We start from the raw sequence: 18844 nt of genomic DNA on the forward strand, positions 1-18844 counted from the left end.
CTCCCGGTCGACCCTAAATCTCGATCGCGGAACGCCACGATGAATCATGACGATCCGGACAAGGGCAGTCTTCAATGTCAGACAACCACTGAGGAATCGCGCCAAATGAACCGCCAAGATCAGATCCAGGCTATCGAACAGGACTGGGCCGAGAATCCACGCTGGACCGATGTCAAACGCGGCTACAGCGCCGCCGACGTAGTACGTCTGCGTGGCTCTGTCCAGCCTGAGCACACCTATGCCAAGCTCGGCGCCGAGAAGCTCTGGAAGCGGGTCCGTGGCGAGTCCAGGAAGGGCTATGTCAACTGCATGGGAGCCATCACCGGTGGTCAGGCGATGCAGCAGGCCAAGGCCGGCATCGAGGCCATCTATCTCTCGGGCTGGCAGGTCGCCGCCGATGGCAACACCTCCGAGACCATGTACCCTGACCAGTCGCTCTACGCCTATGACTCGGTGCCGACCATGGTGCGGCGCATCAACAACAGCTTCAAGCGTGCCGACGAGATCCAGTGGTCGCGCGGCATCGGTCCGGGCGACGAAGGTTACGTCGATTACTTCCTGCCGATCGTCGCCGATGCCGAGGCCGGTTTCGGCGGCGTGCTCAACGCCTTCGAGCTAATGAAGAACATGATCGCCAATGGCGCCGCCGGTGTCCATTTCGAGGATCAGCTCGCGGCGGTCAAGAAGTGCGGTCACATGGGCGGCAAGGTGCTGGTGCCCACGCGCGAGGCGGTGCAGAAGCTGATCGCGGCGCGTCTGGCCGCCGACGTCATGGGTGTGCCGACGTTGCTGCTGGCGCGCACCGACGCTGAAGCCGCCAACCTGCTCACCAGCGATGTCGACGACAACGACCGTCCTTTCGTCATCGGTGAGCGTACCGACGAGGGCTTCTACCGGGTCAAGAATGGTCTGGAGCAGGCCATCAGTCGTGGTCTGGCCTATGCGCCCTATGCCGATCTGGTGTGGTGTGAGACCGGCACGCCGGATCTCGGCTTCGCGCGTGAGTTCGCGCAGGCGGTGCTCGGTGAGAACCCCAACAAGCTGCTGGCCTACAACTGTTCGCCGTCGTTCAACTGGAAGAAGAATCTGGATGATCGCAGCATCGCGCGCTTCCAGGACGAGCTGGCCGACATGGGCTACAAGTACCAGTTCATCACGCTCGCCGGCATTCACAGCATGTGGTACAACATGTTCGATCTGGCCTATGACTATGCGCGTGGCGAGGGTATGCGCCACTATGTCGAGAAGGTCCAGGGGCCGGAGTTCGCCGCGCGCGACAAGGGCTATACCTTCGTCTCGCATCAGCAGGAGGTGGGCGCCGGTTACTTCGACGACGTGACCACGGTCATCCAGGGCGGTCAATCGTCCGTCACGGCGCTGACCGGCTCGACCGAGGAAGAACAGTTCCACTGAGTCGCGGTCTGAGCGGCCTGGTCTGATCCGGGCCGAGTCAGGAGTCGATCAACGAAAACGCGCGAGGGTGGAAATCCTCGCGCGTTTTTGCGTGCGTCGCTGGGACTACGACTACTGGCACGCCTCGCAGTCGGGATCCAGGATCGAGCAGGCACTCGGCGCGGTTGTCGCGGCGGCCGGTGCGTCATCAGCCGTGTCACTCGGCTTGGCGACCTGTCGCCCGAGATAGTTGCCGCCGACCGCGCTCAGTCGATTGGCGCGGCCGGTGTCAGCCATGGTGGACTTCTCGACATGGGTCGCGCCCATCGAGCGCAGATAATAGGTCGTTTTCAGTCCGCGCACCCAGGCGAGCTTGTAGAGGTTGTCGAGCTTCTTGCCGCTGGGTTCCTGCATGTAGAGATTCAGGCTCTGGGCCTGGTCGAGCCACTTCTGACGGCGGCTGGCGGCCTCGACCAGCCAGCGCGGATCGATCTCGAACGCGGTGGCATAGAGTTCCTTGAGCTCGTCCGGAATCCGGTCGATGGGCAGGAGCGAGCCGTCGTAGTACTTGAGGTCGTTGACCATGACCGCGTCCCACAGACCGCGCTCCTTGAGATCGGCGACCAGATAGGGATTGACGACCGTGAACTCGCCCGAGAGGTTGGATTTGACGAACAGGTTCTGATAGGTCGGTTCGATTGACTGGCTGACCCCAACGATGTTGCTGATGGTCGCCGTCGGGGCGATGGCCAGACAGTTGGAATTGCGCATCCCGACGGTCTTGATCCGCTCGCGCAGGCGATCCCAATCCAGCGTGTGGCTTGAGTCCATCTGGAGATAGCCGCTGCGTCCCTGTTCCAGCAGCCGGATACTGTCGATCGGCAGCACGCCCTGGCTCCACAGCGAACCCTCGAAGCTCGGATAACGCCCGCGTTCGGCGGCTAGATCGGCGCTGGCCTCGATGGCGTAATAGCTCAGATATTCGGTGCTCTGATCGGCGAAGGCCACGGCTTCCTGACTGGCGTAGGGGAGGCGCAGCCGGTAGAGCGCGTCCTGAAAGCCCATGAGTCCCAGACCCACCGGACGATGACGCAGGTTTGAGGCGCGCGCCTGGGGGACGTTGTAGAAGTTGTAGTCGATGACGTTGTCGAGCATGCGCATGGCGGTGCGCACGGTCCGACGCAAGCGTTGGGTGTCGAGTCCCTTGGCGGTGATGTGCGCAGCCAGATTGATCGACCCAAGATTGCAGACTGCAACCTCTAAGTCATTGGTATGCAAGGTAATTTCTGTATTTTTTGTGATCATTCCGTTGACTGTCCAAGCATGGGTTTCGGACTCGACCGTCAGGCAATAGGCATCCTCATTCGGTAGCTCAACGCAGCGGACGAAAGTAGCCCAAAGCTTTTGGGCATAACCGGGTTTTTCGATGTTGCGCAGATAATGGGCAGCCGCATCCGATTTTTTATTTACAGCAAGGTGTGTAATCTCTTCGGCAATCCGGCATCCCTTGACGGACGTAATCAATAACCGGTAGAGGGGGTTACTCCAATACTCCTTGCTTCCACCATGTCCATCTGGCATGGGTTTCAATTCCCGTTCCCGCATTTGATTGATGGATGCCTTAACTCCAAAATTGGCCCACAAGATTTGAATTTCCTGGATAAATTCAAGGTCTTTTGAAGCGAGTACCAAGCTTGTGATTTCCGGGCTGCTTTGGATATGCCCATCCGCTTGGTAAAGGCCGCGCAAATATGCAGCGACAGTCTGTCTATCGCCCTTCCAGACTAGTTCCGGTACCCGTGTTTTGCTATCAGGAGTGAAACCGTGCTCAGCCAGAATTCGCCTCAGTGGTGCGGACGCAAGACGAGCCTTTTTTTGCTCTAGGTCAAAACGAAATTCAGGTTTGTTGGTTGACGTTGTATGTAGGACCGTGTTCCCGTCGAGCAAAAAATGAACAGTCTCCTGTATTTGCTCGATAACGCCGAAGTCATTTTTCCATATATCGATAAAAACATTGCTTTTCCCAAAGGTTCCATCACCTGCGATCAACCCCATGAGATATGAAAGATCTGGATTATGTTGTTGCCCCCAAAGTCCTTCGAGCTGCTGAATAAGCAGCTTATCTCCAGGTTTTAGATCCTGCGCTTCGGTCCAGCCTCTATCTTTGACCCATACTTTGTGATCCGGAGTTACTTTGTGCGTATAGCCTTCTTGAGTTTCAATGCGAACAATTGGTGCATCTGGTCTCGGAAGAAGCATCTCTGATGCCGAATAAACGCCGTCGAGTCCAACGACTTTATTTTGGCCTCCAAGCGCGTATAGCTCACCAACTGTAAGTAGACCGCGGTCTGTCACAACACGCTGATCCGCTGCAATACAACATAAGTTTGATGAATGCACCACGCCGACATGCTGATTGGTATAGCGCAGATTGCAGGGATCCTTGAACGCGATCCAGGGATGCCCGGTCTCGAACAGCATGGCCAGCATCTTGCGCCACAGATCCACGGCCTTGAGGCGCTTGCCGATCTTCAGTTCGCCGCGCGCGGCGCGTTCCTCATAGGCGACATAGGCGTGCTCGAACGCCTGCCCGGTGAGGTCGTGCAGATCCGGCGTCTCGTCGGGCGAGAACAGTGTCCAGTGCCCATCCTCGGCCACGCGCTTCATGAACAGATCCGGCACCCAGTTGGCAGTGTTCATGTCATGGGTGCGGCGGCGGTCGTCGCCCGTGTTCTTGCGCAGATCGAGGAATTCCTCGATGTCGATGTGCCAGGTTTCGAGATAAGCACAAACCGCGCCACGTCGGCGCCCGCCTTGGTTCACAGCTAGTGCAGTGTCATTGGCGACCTTGAGGAACGGAATCACGCCCTGGCTCTTACCATTGGTCCCCTTGATATGCGCCCCCATGCCGCGCACGCGCGTCCAGTCGTTGCCCAGCCCGCCAGCGAACTTGGACAGCAGCGCATTGTCCTTGATGGCGCTGTAGATGCCGTCGAGATCGTCCGGGACCGTGGTCAGGAAACACGAACTCAACTGCGGACGCGGCGCCCCCGAGTTGAACAGGGTCGGCGTCGAGCACATGAAATCGAAGCTGGAGAGCAGCTCATAGAACTCGATGGCCCGCTCCTCGCGCTCGATCTCGTTGATCGCCAATCCCATCGCCACGCGCATGAAGAACGCCTGCGGCAGCTCAAAGCGGATGCCGTCGGCGGTATGGATGAAATAGCGGTCGTAGAGCGTTTGCAGCCCCAGATAGGTGAACTGGAGATCGCGCTCGGGTTTGAGCGCCGCGCCGAGCCGCTTGAGATCGTAGCGCGCGAGCTGACCGTCGAGATGCTCCAGGTCGGCCGCGCGCTTAATGTAGGCCGCGAAATAATCGCCATAGCGCTCGGCCATATCCGCCTGGGTCTCGACCCCGACCGCCAGATCGAGAAATCCGAGCGCCTCGCGCCGCAGGATGTCGAGCAGCAGACGCGCGGCGGCCTGGCTGTATTGCGGCTCGCGCTCGATCAGGGTCCGCGCCGACATCACCAGCGCCTGCCGCACATCCGCCTCGCGCACGCCATCGAAGAGATTGCGCAGAGTGTCGCTGAGGATGGCATTGGGATCGACTGCGTCGAGATCACGGCAGCTCTCCTCCAGCAGCCGCGCCATGTGCGCCACGTCCAGCGGACGGGTTGAGCCGTCGGCCAGGGTGACGTTGAGCGGATGGGGTTCGCGCAGCACGGCCGTCTCAGCCGCCGACTTGACGGCACGCTCACGAGCACGCGCCTCGCGATAGAGCACATAGTCGCGCGCGATCCGATGCTCACCGGCGCGCATCAGCGCCAGCTCGACCTGATCCTGAATGTCTTCAATATGCACGGTGCCGCCGCCGGGCAGCCGGCGGGTGAGGGCACCGACCACCTGTTCGGTCAGCTCGGCGACCCGGTCATGAATGCGTCTGGAGACCGCAGCCGAATCGCCCTCGACCGCCAGAAACGCCTTGGTCATGGCGACCATGATCTTGCTCGGATCGAAGTGCGTCACCTGACCATTGCGCCGGATGACCTGGACCTGGCCGGGGACGTGACCAGTACTCTCGGCGCTGTCCGGAGCGAACGTCTGGGGCGCGCTCGGGTCGGCGTGGCGAGCCTGGGCGGGGTGCTGATGGATCACGGTCAGGCGGCTGGCGGACATGGCTCCTCCGGGAGATGATGGGACTGACACTGCTCTTGAGTCGACGGGCGGCATCTTGGAAGCGCGTCAATATATACGCCCAAAAGACTGAGTCAACCCCAGCATATTGTGTCTATATCGCCATACTGAAACCCCGCTTGGAGTATTCAGATGCATTCAATACACTCCAGGAAGCACCACGACAAGAACAGGGACCGCCGAGTCCCGCCTGACATCCTGGAGGAGCCCAATGTATCGTCTTGCAACCGCCTTCATCACCCTGGGCCTGCTGACCACTGCCCCGAGCGCCGGCGCCAACGAGCCTCATGGCGACTCCGCCGAACTCGCCAAGCGCGAATACGAGCAGGTCATGGCCCTGACGCCCAACATCGACAACGGCCGCCGGGTCTATCTGACCTGTGCCGTCTGTCATCGCCCTGAGGGCTGGGGCACGCCCGATGGCACCTATCCGCAGATCGCCGGTCAGTGGCGCGAGGTCATCATCAAGCAACTGGCCGATATCCGTGCCCGCCATCGCGACAACCCGCTCATGTATCCCTTTTCGCTGACGCGCATCCTGGGCGGACCGCAGAACATGGCCGATGTCGCCGCCTATGTGGCCGCGCTGCCGATGACGGCCAACAATGGCGTCGGGCCGGGCGTGGATCTCGAACTCGGCGCGCGCCTGTATGCCAAGCATTGTGCCGACTGCCATGGCGAGCGCGGCGAGGGTAAGCCCGCCAAGCCGACCCCGGCTATCGCGGCCCAGCACTTCCCCTATCTGATGGGGCAGTTCGAGGCCATTCGCGACGGGCGGCGCAAGAACGCCAATCCCGAGATGATCGAGCAAATCGCCGGATTCACACCGCGCGATCAGGCCGCTGTGCTCGATTACACGTCTAGACTCAAGCCGGCGCCCGAGAAGCTGGCCACCGAGAGCTGGCTCAATCCCGACTTCCCCAACTATGTGCGCGAGACCATGGGGATGCCACCGCTGCCGCCTCCACCACCCGTCATGCCGCGCATGCCGGTGCCTCCGTCATTGCCGGCCGCGTCGGCGCCGTCATCCGTGGCGGAGTGAGGACTTGTGGACTTGGGTGATTTCCGAAGCGGCATGGGTGTTGAAAGGGGCACAGATGCTCAAGCTTGAGGACATCAAGAAGGACGCGCAGGTCAGGGGCCTCCAAACCGACGAGATCGTGCGCATCGTCACGGTTGAGCCGGTCGGCGATGACGCCATCACGGTCTACTTCAAGGACAGCCAGGGCCGGCTGGGTGAGCAGATGCTGTTCCGCTCGGATGAGTCGCGCCTGGAGCTGGCACACGCCCGCAAGCCGTGGGCGTTCGATGCACCGGGCGCCGACTTCAAGCTGGCCCTGGAGGCCTACCGCATCCATCTAGCCCACCTGTTCGACCCGATGATGGCGGTGCACACATCCAACGTCGAGCCACTGCCCCACCAAATCTCCGCCGTCTACGAAGCCATGTTGCCGCGTCAACCGCTGCGCTTCGTGCTGGCCGATGATCCGGGCGCCGGCAAGACCATCATGGCGGGGCTGCTGATCCGCGAGCTGCTGATGCGCGCCGATGCCAAACGCATTCTGGTCGTGTCTCCCGGCGCGCTGACCGAGCAGTGGCAGGACGAGCTGCTGGAGAAGTTCGGCGTCAAATTCGAGGTCTTCAGTCGCGAGAAGCAGGAACACTGCGCCTCGGGCAACTACTTCGAGGAAACCAATCGGCTGATCGCTCGCCTCGACCAGCTCTCGCGCCGCGAGGACTATCAGCAGAAGCTCAAGAACACTGAGTGGGATCTGATCATCGTCGACGAAGCCCATAAGCTCTCGGCCAACTACTTCGGCAGCAAGGTCAACAAGACCAAGCGTTTTGAGTTGGGCGAGCTGCTCGGCTCGATCACCCGCCACTTCCTGCTGATGACCGCTACCCCGCATAACGGCAAGGAAGAGGACTTTCAGATCTGGCTGTCGCTGCTGGATGGCGACCGCTTCTACGGCAAGTTCCGCGAGGGCGCGCACAAGGTCGATGTCTCCGACATGATGCGGCGCATGGTCAAGGAGGAACTGCTCAAGTTCGATGGCACGCCGCTGTTCCCCGAACGCCGCGCCTACACGGCCAACTACGAACTGTCCGACCTGGAAGCGGCGCTCTATCACGCGGTCACCGAGTATGTGCGCAACGAAATGAATCGGGCCGACACCCTGGGCGGCAAGCGCAAGGGCACGGTCGGCTTCGCCCTGACCCAGCTGCAACGGCGCCTGGCCTCCAGTCCCGAGGCCATCTACCAGTCGCTCCAACGGCGGCGCAAGCGCCTGGAACAGCGCCTGGAAGAGACCAGACTGTCGCTGCGTGGCCAGGGGGTGGCCGCGACGCTGGGCGAGTACTCCGTCAAGAAGCAGATCGAGCTGCCCGACAACCTCGACGATCTGGACGCTGAACTCAACGCCGACGAGTATGAGCGGTATGCCGAGCAGGTGGTCGATCAGGCCACGGCCGCCGAAACCATTCCCGAGCTCGAAGCGGAAATTGCCTCGCTCAAGGCGCTGGAGAGCCAGGCGCGGACCCTGGTGCAGTCCGGCAAGGACCGCAAGTGGGAAGAACTCTCCGGCCTGTTGCAGGACGCCCCCGAGATGTTCACCAGTCGCGGCCGCCGCCGCCGCAAGCTGATCATCTTCACCGAGCACCGCGACACCCTGAACTATCTGGCGGCCCGTATCGGCAACATGCTCGGCCAGCCGGAGGCGGTGGTGACCATCCATGGCGGCACCAACCGCGACGAGCGACGCAAGATCCAGGAAGAATTCCGCCACAACCCCAGCGTACTGGTGCTGGTCGCCACTGATGCCGCCGGCGAAGGCGTGAACCTGCAAAACGCCAACCTGATGGTCAACTACGACCTGCCCTGGAACCCGAATCGTCTGGAGCAGCGTTTCGGCCGTATTCACCGGATCGGTCAGACTGAGGTCTGCCACCTGTGGAACATCGTCGCCAATGAAACCCGCGAAGGCGCGGTGTTCCAGAAGCTGTTTGAAAAGCTGGACATCGAGAAGCAGGCGCTCGGGGGCAAGGTCTTCGACGTGCTGGGTGAGGCCTTCGACAACATCTCACTCAAGGATCTGCTGATCGAAGCCATCCGCTATGGCGATGCCCCGGAAACTCGCGCCAGGCTGACCCAGGTGATCGACGGCGCGCTGGATACCGAACACCTGCGCGAAATCCTCCGCCGCAACGCCCTGGTCGAGCAGCACATGAGTCTGGCCGACCTCTACGCAGTCAAGGAAGAGATGGAAAAGGCCGAGGCCCGCAAGCTCCAGCCCTACTTCATCCGCGCCTTCTTCACCGAAGCCTTCACCACCCTCGGCGGCGAGATGCGTCCCCGCGAAGCCGGGCGCCATGAAATCCGCCATGTGCCGGCGGCCTTGCGCGAGCGTGATCGGGTGATCGGCGAAACCCGCACGCCGGTGCTCAAGCAGTACGAGCGTATCTGCTTCGAGAAGGCGCCTGTCCGCCTGCACGGCAAGCCGATGGCCGACCTGATTCACCCTGGTCATCCACTGATGATGGCCACCACCGACCTGATCCTCTCGGCCCACCGCCGCAAGCTCAGGCAGGGGGCGGTGTTGGTCGACCCCAACGACGACAGCACCGAGCCGAAGGTGCTGTTCATGATCGACCACAGCGTGCGCGAGAACCCCACCCAGGACCACGCCCCGGCCAAGGTCGTCTCACGCCGTCTGCAATTCGTTGCGATCGATCCGCACGGGCAAAGCCGGCACGCCGGCTGGGCACCACATCTGGATCTGCAACCCATCGACGAGAGCGACCTCAATTGCGTCGGCGATGTGCTCAACGCGCCCTGGATCACCCAGAACCTCGAAGCGCTGGCCGTGCAGCAGGCCTCGGCCCAGCTGGTGCCCCAGCACTACCAAGAAGTGAAAGTCCGCCTGGAACGCCAGGCCGATAAGATCCTGGCGGCCGTCAACGAACGGCTGGTCAAGGAGATCAACTACTGGTCGGATCGCTTCATCAAGCTCAGCGACGATGTCAGTGCTGGCAAACAGCCGCGCATGCAGCCGGAAAATGCCCGGCGCCGCGTCGATGAGCTCACGGCGCGTCTCAGCCGGCGCAAGCAGGAACTGGAGGCTATGAAAAACGTGGTCTCCAGCACGCCGGTGGTGCTCGGTGGTGCGCTGGTGATTCCGGCCGGCCTGCTGGCCCAGCGCCAAGGCGACAGCGGCTTCTGCGCCGATGCCGAGGCGCGCTCACGCATCGAGCGGGTCGCCATGCAGGTGGTGATGCAGGCTGAACAGGCGTTGGGCCATCAGGTGTTCGATGTCTCCGCGCAGAAATGCGGCTGGGACATCACCGCCCGCCCTCCGCTTGGCCCGAACAACGCCATCCGCGATGATCGCCATATCGAGGTGAAGGGCCGCGCCAAAGGGGCTACGACCGTCACTGTGACCAAAAACGAGATCTTCTCCAGCTTCAACCAGGGCGAGAAATTCATCCTGGCCATCGTGCTGGTGGATGGCGATCAGGCGGATGGTCCGCACTACATCAAGTATCCGTTCAAGACGGAACCCGAGTTCGGCGTGGCCAGCGTCAACTATGACCTGCAAGAGCTGCTGTCGCGGGCCATCAGGCCAGAGGAAAGCCTGTGAAACTGGATCTGTTGCGACTGGAAAACTTCCGTTGCTTCGCCGAGCTGGACGTCCCTTTGCACCCACGGTTGACCGTATTGGTGGCGGAGAATGGCCAGGGCAAATCGACCCTGCTCGATGCCCTGCGCATCGCACTCTGGCCCTTTGTCAGCAGCTTCGATCTGGCGCGCAATGCCTTCAATGATCCGGGGAATGCGATTGCCATCGATGACGTGCGCCTGCAGCGCCTGGTCAACGGCGATATGGCTCGCCAGCTGCCGTCGCGCGTGATCATGACCGGTGATTTTGGTCCCGGATCCGTCAAGACCTGGATTCGTTACCGGGACCGGGAAACCAGAGCGACCAAGACCAAGGACGATGGCGATACCGGGTTCCTGCGCCAATGGGCCGGAGCGGTTCAGAAACAGATTCGAGACCCGGCGCTGCCGACGCTCGACCTGCCGGTATTCGGCTACTACGGCACAGGGCGGCTGTGGGCGCAGAAGCGCCTGACTGAAAACCTGAAAGGCAAGGACGACACTCAGGAGACCGATTTTTATGTGCGTACCTTCGCCTACCTGAATTGCCTGGATCCGGCTTCGTCCTACAAGCACTTCAAGGAATGGTTTGTCTGGGCGTTCCAAAGCCTGCGCGAACAGCAGATCCGCCAGATCGAAGGGCGCGCGCGTGACGAAGAGTTGCGGGCGGCTGAGGATCGCATTCGTGTCGTCCAGCAGGCCATCGACAGCTTCCTGCATCCGACGACCGGCTGGCATCGGCTGGAATACAGCGTGAGCCAGGATAAATCGCTGGTACTCAGCCACGACCTCTACGGCACGCTGGATGTCGATCGACTGAGTGATGGCATCCGCAGCGTGCTGGCCATGATCGGCGACATCGCCTACCGCTGTATCAAGCTCAACCCGCATCTGGGCGCCGAAGCTGCCCGTCAGACTGGCGGTGTGATCCTGATCGATGAGGTGGACATGCACCTGCATCCAGGCTGGCAACAGATCATCCTGGCCCAGTTGCAGGCGGCCTTCCCGCACGTCCAGTTCATCGTCACCACCCATAGCCCTCAGGTGCTCAGCAGTGTCGATGCGTCGTGCATCCGGTTGTTACATCAGGCCACGGATTCCGAAACCGGCCGATCATTTAGCGTGGCCGAGTCTGTCGGAACTCAGACTCGTGGCGTATCCAGTGCCGACCTACTGGCCCGGATCATGGATGTCGATCCCGTGCCTGGGGTGCCGGAGGCGCAGATGCTGTCCGACTACCAGGCGCTGATTCAGCAGAACCTGCATGAAACACCTGTAAGCCAGGATCTGCGTGCTCGACTGGAGCAGCACTTCGGCGCTGATCACCCCGTCATGCACGAATGTGATCGTTTGATTCGCCTGCAAGGTTTCAAGCAGCGTCTGCCCCGCGCCCTCGGTCAGAGGGAGGATTGACATGCACCGATTGCATCGCGATCCGGCCCCGCCAGCCGGCCTGGGCAACTATCGACACGGGCAAAACGCCTGGTCGAATACCTGCCCGACGCCAGATGAGCGCAAAGCCATCTGGGGCAAGCTCGACGCCATGCAGGGCGAACGCTGCGCCTACTGTGAAGGACCGATGGGGATTGGCAATCGCCACATCGAGCACTTTCGCCAGCGTGACCGTTACCCGCAGGGCACATTCGATTGGCCTAACCTCTTTGGCTCGTGCAACCGGCCCGGCACCTGTGGCGATCACAAGGACAAGTGTGGTCATTACCCGCATGCAGACCTGATCAAGCCCGATGCCGAAGACCCTGAAGCCTTTATTGTGTTCACCCCAACAGGCGCCATCCGCCCACGGGCGGGCCTATCGCCTCACGACCAGCACCGAGCGAAAGAGACCATCCGCATCCTGGGCCTTGACGGCGCCCTGAACCAGATCCGTCGTACTGAAGTGTCCGGCTACATTCAAACGGCCGAAGTCTTCGCCGAGATGGCCGAGAGTTTCAGTGAAGCAGAGTGGCTGCCGCTACTACAGGAAGAAATCCAGAACATCGCACATTTGCCCTTTGCCACCGCTATCAAGCATGTGCTGACACGACAGAGCGAAACTGTATGACACCCATCAAGACCCCCAAGAAACTCATCGAAGTCGCCCTGCCGCTGGATGCGATTAATGTTGCTGCTGCCCGCGAAAAGTCGATCCGCCACGGCCATCCGAGCACGTTGCATCTGTGGTGGGCGCGGCGGCCGTTGGCGGCGGCGCGGGCGGTGATCTTTGCGCAGATGGTCAATGATCCCGGTTACGAGCGTCATTTGGGGCGTGGGGTGAACAAGGAGAAGGCGGCGGCCGAGCGCGAGCGGCTGTTCAAGATCATCGAGGATCTGGTGTTGTGGGAGAACACCAACAACGAGGAGGTATTGGAGCGAGCACGGGCGGAAATCTGGAAGAGCTGGCGGGAGACCTGTGCGCTCAACAAACACCATCCGCAGGCGTCTGAGCTGTTCGACCCGGAGACGCTGCCGGGCTTCCATGATCCCTTTGCGGGTGGTGGGGCGCTGCCGTTGGAGGCGCAGCGTTTGGGGTTGGAGAGCTATGCGTCCGATCTCAACCCGGTGGCGGTGACCATCAACAAGGCGATGATCGAGATTCCGCCCAAGTTTGCCGGTCGGGCGCCGGTCTTTGGGAGCGCCGGCGTCTCGCCGGCAAAAAATTGGTTCTCTCGCGGCTATCTGCCACACCTTGACCACCCTGGGTTGATTCAATTTATTACCTTTCGTCTCGCCGATGCAATACCGCATGACGTACTGAAACGCTTAATCGAGGAAGAAGCAGACGATCTTGAGCGTAGTCGATCGCTCGAAAAGCTGCTCGATCATGGATATGGCGAATGTCAATTAGCTGATCCAGCAAACGCTGAAATCGTTCAAAGCGCCTTACTGCATTTCAACGAACAACGGTATCGCCTGCTTGCCTGGGTGATCATGCCCAACCATGTTCATGTGCTGATCGAAACGCTTAAAGGGCATGGTTTGTCGGAAATTGTGCATTCATGGAAATCGTTCACGGCTAAAGAAATCAATCGTCGTCTCGGCAGGACGGGGGAGTTTTGGCAGCGTGAATATTTTGATCGTTATATTCGCGATGAGCGACACCTGAACGCGACAGTTCATTACATCGAACAGAATCCGGTCAAGGCTGGACTCGTGCGACGTGCTGAGGAATGGAGATATTTGGGGGTGTATTGGTATCGGGAGAGTGCCGGCGAGACGCCGGCGCTCCCAGGTCTAGAGGATTGGTCTGGGGCCAGGGGGCTGGCTGAGGATGTGCGTCGCTATGGGGCCTGGATGCGCGATCAGGCACCGAGCTGGGCAACCGCATGATCGGCTCCGGCACAAACGCCCTGGCCTCCAGCATCGTCCTCGTCTGCCGCCAACGCGCCGCTGATGCACCAACCGTCTCGCGCCGCGACTTCATCCGCGAACTCAACGCCACCCTGCCCGAAGCACTGGCCGAAATGACCCGCGGCGGCATCAATTCCCCAGTCGCCCCGGTGGACTTATCCCAGGCCATCATCGGCCCCGGCATGGAAGTCTTCAGCAAATACAGCGCCGTACTGGAAGCCGACGGCTCGCCCATGAGCGTGCGCACCGCCCTGCAACTGATCAACCGCTTCGTGGCTGAGGATGACTTCGACCACGACACCCAATTCTGCCTCGCCTGGTTCGAGCAACACGGCTGGGCCGAAGGCAAATATGGCGATGCCGACGTCCTCGCCCGCGCCAAAGGCACCAGCGTCGGTGGCCTCGTCGATGCCGGCGTGGTCGAAAGCGGCGGCGGCGATCTGCGCCTGCTCAAATGGGCGGAAATGCCCCGCGACTGGTCGCCCGAAACCGACAGCCGCGTGCCGATCTGGGAAGCCCTGCACCAACTGATCCGCGCCCTCAACCAGGACGGCGAAACCGCCGCCGGCCGCCTGCTGGCACGCATGCCCGACAAGACCGCCGGCATCACCGCGCTGACCTACCGCCTCTATACCCTCTGCGAACGCCAGGGCTGGGCCGAAGAGGCCCGCGCCTACAACGAACTGCAAGGCGCCTGGTCCGGGATCGAACAGGCCGGCCAGGAAGCCGGCCATATCGGCAGTCAGGTTGGAATGGATTTTTGAGGAGGAAGAGTGATGCGTATCGAGTCCATCCGTCTGAAGAACTACAAAAGCTTTCGCGAAGCCAGTATTTCCGACATCCCCAGCCTCTGTGTAGTGGTGGGAGCCAATGGCACGGGCAAGAGCACCCTGTTCGGCGTGTTCGGGCTGCTCAAGGACTGCCTGCTGTTCAATGTGCGCCAGGCGTTGCAGCAGCGTGGCGGATTCCGTGAGGTGCTGTCACGCGGAGCCGATCCGGCCGAAGGCATCGAGATCGAAATCAAATTCCGCTTGAAGATTTCAGGTATCGACCGACTGGTGACCTATGCGCTGCACATAGGAGAGGAAAAAGGCCGCGCTGTGGTGCTGCATGAGGTACTGCGCTACAAGCGTGGCCGTCACGGGTCGCCATTCCACTTCCTGGATTTTCGTCGGGGTGTCGGTTATGCGATCAATAACGAAGAGGATTTCAACCGACCGGATGAAGAGCTGGAGTGCGAGGAGCAGAAAGTCGCTCCAGATGCACTGGCGATCAGCGGTTTAGGTCAGTTCGAGCGTTTCAAGGCGGCCAATGCCTTCCGCCAGCTGATCGAGAACTGGCATGTATCGGACTTCCATATCAGCGCCGCACGCGGCAGTAAAGACGCTGTCGGTGTGGACGATCACTTGTCGGTGACCGGCGACAACCTGCAATTGGTGGCGCGCAACATCTATGAGAATCACCCGGAGGTGTTCAAGCAGATTTTGATGCGCATGCGCTCCAGAGTTCCGGGTATCAATGAGGTGATACCCAAACTGACGGAAGACGGGCGCCTGCTGTTGCAGTTCAGTGACGGGGCTTTCAAGGATCCGTTCATCGACCGCTATGTATCCGATGGCACCATCAAAATGTTTGCCTATCTGGTGTTGTTGCACGACCCCAATCCTCACCCGCTGCTCTGCGTGGAGGAGCCGGAGAATCAGCTCTATCCGTCACTGCTTGGCGAACTGGCCGAGGAGTTCCGTGACTATGCCTTACGCGGTGGGCAGGTGCTGGTCTCGACCCACTCGCCGGATCTGCTCAATGCCTTGCAACTGGGTGAAGTCTTTTGGCTGGTCAAGGAACACGGGTATACCCGAATCAACCGTGCACGGGATGATGCGCAGATCGCCGCTTACATGAAGGAAGGCGACCAGATGGGCTATCTGTGGAAGCAGGGCTTTTTTACCGGAGTCGATCCGGAATGACGACACTGGCGTTCTGTCTGGAGGAAGCATCGGCCAAAGCGATGTTGCAGGGCGTTCTACCGAGGCTGTTGCCTAACGATATCGCGGTGCACTACATCGTCTTTGAAGGCAAGCAGGATATGCACAAGCAGTTGGTCAAGCGCTTGCGGTTTTGGCAGAAGCCCGATACTCGTTTTGTGGTGATGCGCGACCAGGATAGCGGCGATTGCCGGATCGTGCGGCAGGAGTTGCTGGAGCTGTGTCGCGAAGCTGGGCGCGAGGATGCGCTGGTGCGCGTGGCCTGCCGCGAACTGGAGAGTTTTTATCTGGGGGATCTGCAAGCGGTCGAGTCCGGTCTTGCGATCAAGGGCCTGGCACGCCAGCAGGGCAATCGCAAATTTCGTGATCCGGATGCACTGGTCAATGCGTCCGAAGAACTGGGCAAGTTGACCGGCAAGCGTTACCAGAAGCTCGGCGGCTCACGCCGTATTGGGCCGCATTTGAACTTGGATGACGGCATGAATACCTCCCGCAGTTTCAAGGCGCTTATCGAAGGCGTGCGTAGAGTCAGCAAGGAGACATACAGTGACGCTGAAACCCTGGCGTGAGATCGCCGAACCCCATGAAGACGTTCGCCGCGGCACCTTCGTCCAGGCGGAGTTCGCCGCCGACATCACCCGCGTGCACACCGGCACCGCCACCGCCGAGTACCAGAACCCGACGCTGTTCTTCGAGCGCACCTTCATCACCGAGGGTATGCGGTTGCTGCTGGATTCGGTCGTGAAGCGCCTGTGCGGCCAGGGCGGCGATCCGGTCATCCAGCTGCAAACCGCCTTTGGCGGCGGCAAGACCCACACCATGCTGGCGGTCTACCACCTAGCCGGCGGCCAGGTACCGGCCAGCGAGATGCCGGGCATCCCGAACATCATCGACCAGGCCGGGGTCAGCGAACTGCCGCGTGCGCGCGTGGCCGTGATCGATGGCATCAAGGCCTCACCCAACCAGCCGGTGCCGCATGGCGCCATCCAGGTGCATACCCTGTGGGGAGATCTGGCCTGGCAGCTCGGGGGTGAGGATGGCTATGCCCTGGTGGCCGAGGCCGACCGCTCCGGCACCTCGCCGGGCAAGAGCGTGCTGGAAACCCTGCTTGCGCGCTATGCGCCCTGCGTGATTTTGGTCGATGAGCTGGTGGCCTACATTCGCCAGTTCGAGGAGGGCAAAAGCCTCAGTGGTGGCAGCTTCGATTCCAACCTGACCTTTATCCAGGGGCTGACCGAGGCGCTCAAGGCTGTGCCCACCGCGGTGATGCTGGCCTCGCTGCCGGAGTCGGAGAAGGAAGCCGGCAGTCAGCGCGGCGTGCGGGCGCTGGAGTCGTTGTCCCACTACTTCGGGCGGGTGCAGGCGCTCTGGAAGCCGGTCGGCACAGAGGAAGCCTTCGAGATCGTGCGGCGCCGACTGTTCAGCCACATCACCGACACATCGGCGGCCGAGACGGTCTGCCGGGCCTTTGCCGACTCGTACATCGCCCAGAACGCCGACTTCCCCGCCGAGACACAGGAAAGCCGCTACTACGAGCGGCTGCTGCACGCCTATCCGATCCATCCGGAGGTGTTCGACCGCCTGTACGAGGACTGGTCGACGCTGGACAACTTCCAGCGCACCCGTGGCGTGCTGAAGCTGATGGCGAAGATGATCTTCAGCCTGTGGAAGGACGGCAACAACGACCCGCTGATCATGCCCGGCAGCCTACCGCTAGCCGATCCGGACTCGCGCAACGAGATCACCAACTACCTGCCGCCCGGCTGGGATCCGGTGATGGAGCGCGACATCGATGGCCCGCGCGCGGAAACCGTGGCCATCGAGAACCACAATGCCCGCCTGGGCAGCGTGCAGGCCTGTCGGCGAACCGCGCGCACCATCTTCCTCGGCAGTGCGCCAACGACCCCCAGCCAGTTGGTGCGCGGCATCGAGCTGGAGCGGATCCTGCTCGGAACCGTGCAGCCGGGCCAGCCGGTCGGCCTGTTCAAGGACGCGCTGCGCAGTCTGGCGGACAAGCTGCATTACCTCAACAGTGCCAACAACCACTACTGGTTCGACACCCGCCCCAACCTGCGCCGCGAAATGGAGGAGCGCAAGAAGCGCTTCAAGGACAAGGAAGACCTGTACCCGGTCATCCGCAAGCGCGTGCAGGAGAGTTTCGCCAGCGGGGTGTTCGGCGGCATCCATGTGTTCACCGAGAGCCTGGACGTGCCGGATGACTGGCGGCTGCGTCTGGTGGTGTTGGCCCCCGACGCCGGCTACAGCAAGAGCGGCCCAAGCCGAGCCATCGCCAAGGCGACGGAGATCCTCAAGAGCCGTGGCGAGCAGCCGCGGCAGAAGCAGAATCGCCTGATCTACCTCGCCGCCGATCAGGACAACGTCAGTCGCCTGAAGGATCAGGTGCGCACCCTGCTGGCCTGGGAGTCCATCGTCACTGACTACAGGGACAACCGCATCACCCTCGACAACCTGATGGCCAAGAATGCCTCAGCCAGTTTCGAGCAGGCACGGGACGCCCTGAAGCGGATGATCCGCGAGACCTACAAGTGGCTGCTGGCACCGGTACAGACGGCTGTGCCGGGCCGTGGTCTCTCGGAGATCCAGTGGGAGCCGTTCCCGGTCAATGCCGGTGCGGCCAACCTGTCCCAGGAAATCGAGCGCGTACTCAAGGACAACGAACTGCTGATCACCGAGTGGGCGCCCTATCACCTGGCCAACGTGCTGAAACGCTGGTTCTGGAAGGATGAGGTCAAGGACGTCGGCGCGCTCGATGTCTGGCAGAAGAGCGGCTGCTACCTGTATCTACCGCGTCTGCGCGATGACGCCGTATTCATTCGCACCCTGAGTGTGGGCGTCGAGGGACAGGACTTCTTCGCGATTGCGCAAGGCAAGGAGGGTGACCGCTATCTGGGCTTCAGCTTCGGCCGGCCGACGGCGATCTTCCTCGATGATTCATACCGGCTGATTGAGCCGGCCACGGCGGCTGCTTACGCCGCCGCGTTGCGCGCCAAGGAAGCAGAGGAACGTGCCGTGCGTGAGGGCAACGACACGCCCGCCGGCACGCACGGTGAGACCGTCGAGGTGACTGGAACGGAGACACCAGGAGGCGGCACGCCCGTTGAAGTTGTCGAACCCAAGAAAGCCCGGCCGACCCAGTTCTATTGGACTTTGGACAAAAACACGCTCCTTCCCAGTGCCCAGTAGGCCTTCTTGAAACTTTTCGTGGTATGCATCCGATCAAGCCGTCGCGGTGAGCCTCGGTTGGCGC

11 protein-coding genes are annotated in these 18844 nt (G+C 61.3%); 10 read left to right on the top strand and 1 reads right to left on the bottom strand.

Features of this window, described 5'->3' with window-relative positions; translation table 11 throughout:
• Positions 1–105 precede the first annotated feature (105 nt).
• On the top strand, positions 106–1413 hold the full coding sequence (gene aceA, locus GJ668_RS14410) for an isocitrate lyase (protein ID WP_155450837.1): 1308 nt from the start codon (positions 106–108) through the stop codon (positions 1411–1413).
• Positions 1414–1524: 111 nt separating this feature from the next.
• On the opposite strand, the gene GJ668_RS14415 is transcribed toward aceA, so the two are convergent.
• Positions 1525–5625, bottom strand: coding sequence for a ribonucleoside-diphosphate reductase subunit alpha (locus GJ668_RS14415; protein WP_425482496.1), 4101 nt, complete (start codon positions 5623–5625; stop codon positions 1525–1527).
• Between the two features lie 175 nt (positions 5626–5800).
• On the opposite strand from GJ668_RS14415, the gene GJ668_RS14420 reads away from it, so the two are divergent.
• Genes GJ668_RS14420 through GJ668_RS14460 form a run of 9 tightly spaced genes read left to right on the top strand, consistent with a single transcriptional unit; the run spans position 5801 to position 18780 of the window.
• Positions 5801–6631: a c-type cytochrome gene (locus tag GJ668_RS14420; RefSeq protein ID WP_155450839.1), complete on the top strand. Its 831-nt coding sequence runs from the start codon at positions 5801–5803 to the stop codon at positions 6629–6631.
• A 55-nt stretch (positions 6632–6686) separates the two neighbouring features.
• Positions 6687–10226, top strand: coding sequence for a helicase-related protein (locus GJ668_RS14425; RefSeq protein ID WP_155450840.1), 3540 nt, complete (start codon positions 6687–6689; stop codon positions 10224–10226).
• A complete protein-coding gene (locus GJ668_RS14430; protein ID WP_155450841.1) occupies positions 10223–11656 on the top strand; it encodes an AAA family ATPase in 1434 nt (477 codons plus the stop codon). The genes GJ668_RS14425 and GJ668_RS14430 overlap by 4 nt, the downstream gene beginning before the upstream one ends.
• Before the next feature lies 1 nt (position 11657).
• Positions 11658–12305 carry a retron Ec78 anti-phage system effector HNH endonuclease PtuB gene (gene ptuB, locus GJ668_RS14435; protein WP_155450842.1) on the top strand — a complete coding sequence of 216 codons (648 nt, stop codon included), beginning with the start codon at positions 11658–11660 and terminating at the stop codon, positions 12303–12305.
• Positions 12302–13570: an REP-associated tyrosine transposase gene (locus tag GJ668_RS20640; RefSeq protein WP_246194908.1), complete on the top strand. Its 1269-nt coding sequence runs from the start codon at positions 12302–12304 to the stop codon at positions 13568–13570. The genes ptuB and GJ668_RS20640 overlap by 4 nt, the downstream gene beginning before the upstream one ends.
• Entirely contained in the window at positions 13567–14355 is a 789-nt protein-coding gene (locus GJ668_RS14445) for a hypothetical protein (protein WP_222930797.1), read from the top strand. Before GJ668_RS20640 ends, GJ668_RS14445 begins: the two co-directional genes overlap by 4 nt.
• A gap of 12 nt (positions 14356–14367) precedes the next feature.
• Positions 14368–15558: an AAA family ATPase gene (locus tag GJ668_RS14450; RefSeq protein WP_155450843.1), complete on the top strand. Its 1191-nt coding sequence runs from the start codon at positions 14368–14370 to the stop codon at positions 15556–15558.
• The gene (locus GJ668_RS14455; RefSeq protein ID WP_155450844.1) at positions 15555–16145 is read left to right on the top strand and encodes a DUF4276 family protein; all 591 of its coding nucleotides are present in this window, start codon (positions 15555–15557) and stop codon (positions 16143–16145) included. Before GJ668_RS14450 ends, GJ668_RS14455 begins: the two co-directional genes overlap by 4 nt.
• A complete protein-coding gene (locus GJ668_RS14460) occupies positions 16123–18780 on the top strand; it encodes a DUF499 domain-containing protein (RefSeq protein WP_186343121.1) in 2658 nt (885 codons plus the stop codon). Before GJ668_RS14455 ends, GJ668_RS14460 begins: the two co-directional genes overlap by 23 nt.
• Positions 18781–18844 lie beyond the last annotated feature (64 nt).

The organism is Allochromatium palmeri (genome assembly GCF_009720725.1).
In the GTDB taxonomy this organism is placed as follows: Bacteria; Pseudomonadota; Gammaproteobacteria; order Chromatiales; family Chromatiaceae; genus Thermochromatium; species Thermochromatium palmeri.

Bases quoted from the DNA above. Each gene is read 5' to 3' on its own strand.
- GJ668_RS14455 (WP_155450844.1), top strand. From the start codon at position 15,555: ATGACGACACTGGCGTTCTGTCTGGAGGAAGCATCGGCCAAAGCGATG.
- GJ668_RS14420 (WP_155450839.1), top strand. From the start codon at position 5,801: ATGTATCGTCTTGCAACCGCCTTCATCACCCTGGGCCTGCTGACCACT.
- GJ668_RS14450 (WP_155450843.1), top strand. From the start codon at position 14,368: ATGCGTATCGAGTCCATCCGTCTGAAGAACTACAAAAGCTTTCGCGAA.
- GJ668_RS20640 (WP_246194908.1), top strand. From the start codon at position 12,302: ATGACACCCATCAAGACCCCCAAGAAACTCATCGAAGTCGCCCTGCCG.
- GJ668_RS14445 (WP_222930797.1), top strand. From the start codon at position 13,567: ATGATCGGCTCCGGCACAAACGCCCTGGCCTCCAGCATCGTCCTCGTC.
- GJ668_RS14415 (WP_425482496.1), bottom strand. From the start codon at position 5,625: ATGCCGCCCGTCGACTCAAGAGCAGTGTCAGTCCCATCATCTCCCGGA.
- ptuB (WP_155450842.1), top strand. From the start codon at position 11,658: ATGCACCGATTGCATCGCGATCCGGCCCCGCCAGCCGGCCTGGGCAAC.
- GJ668_RS14425 (WP_155450840.1), top strand. From the start codon at position 6,687: ATGCTCAAGCTTGAGGACATCAAGAAGGACGCGCAGGTCAGGGGCCTC.
- aceA (WP_155450837.1), top strand. From the start codon at position 106: ATGAACCGCCAAGATCAGATCCAGGCTATCGAACAGGACTGGGCCGAG.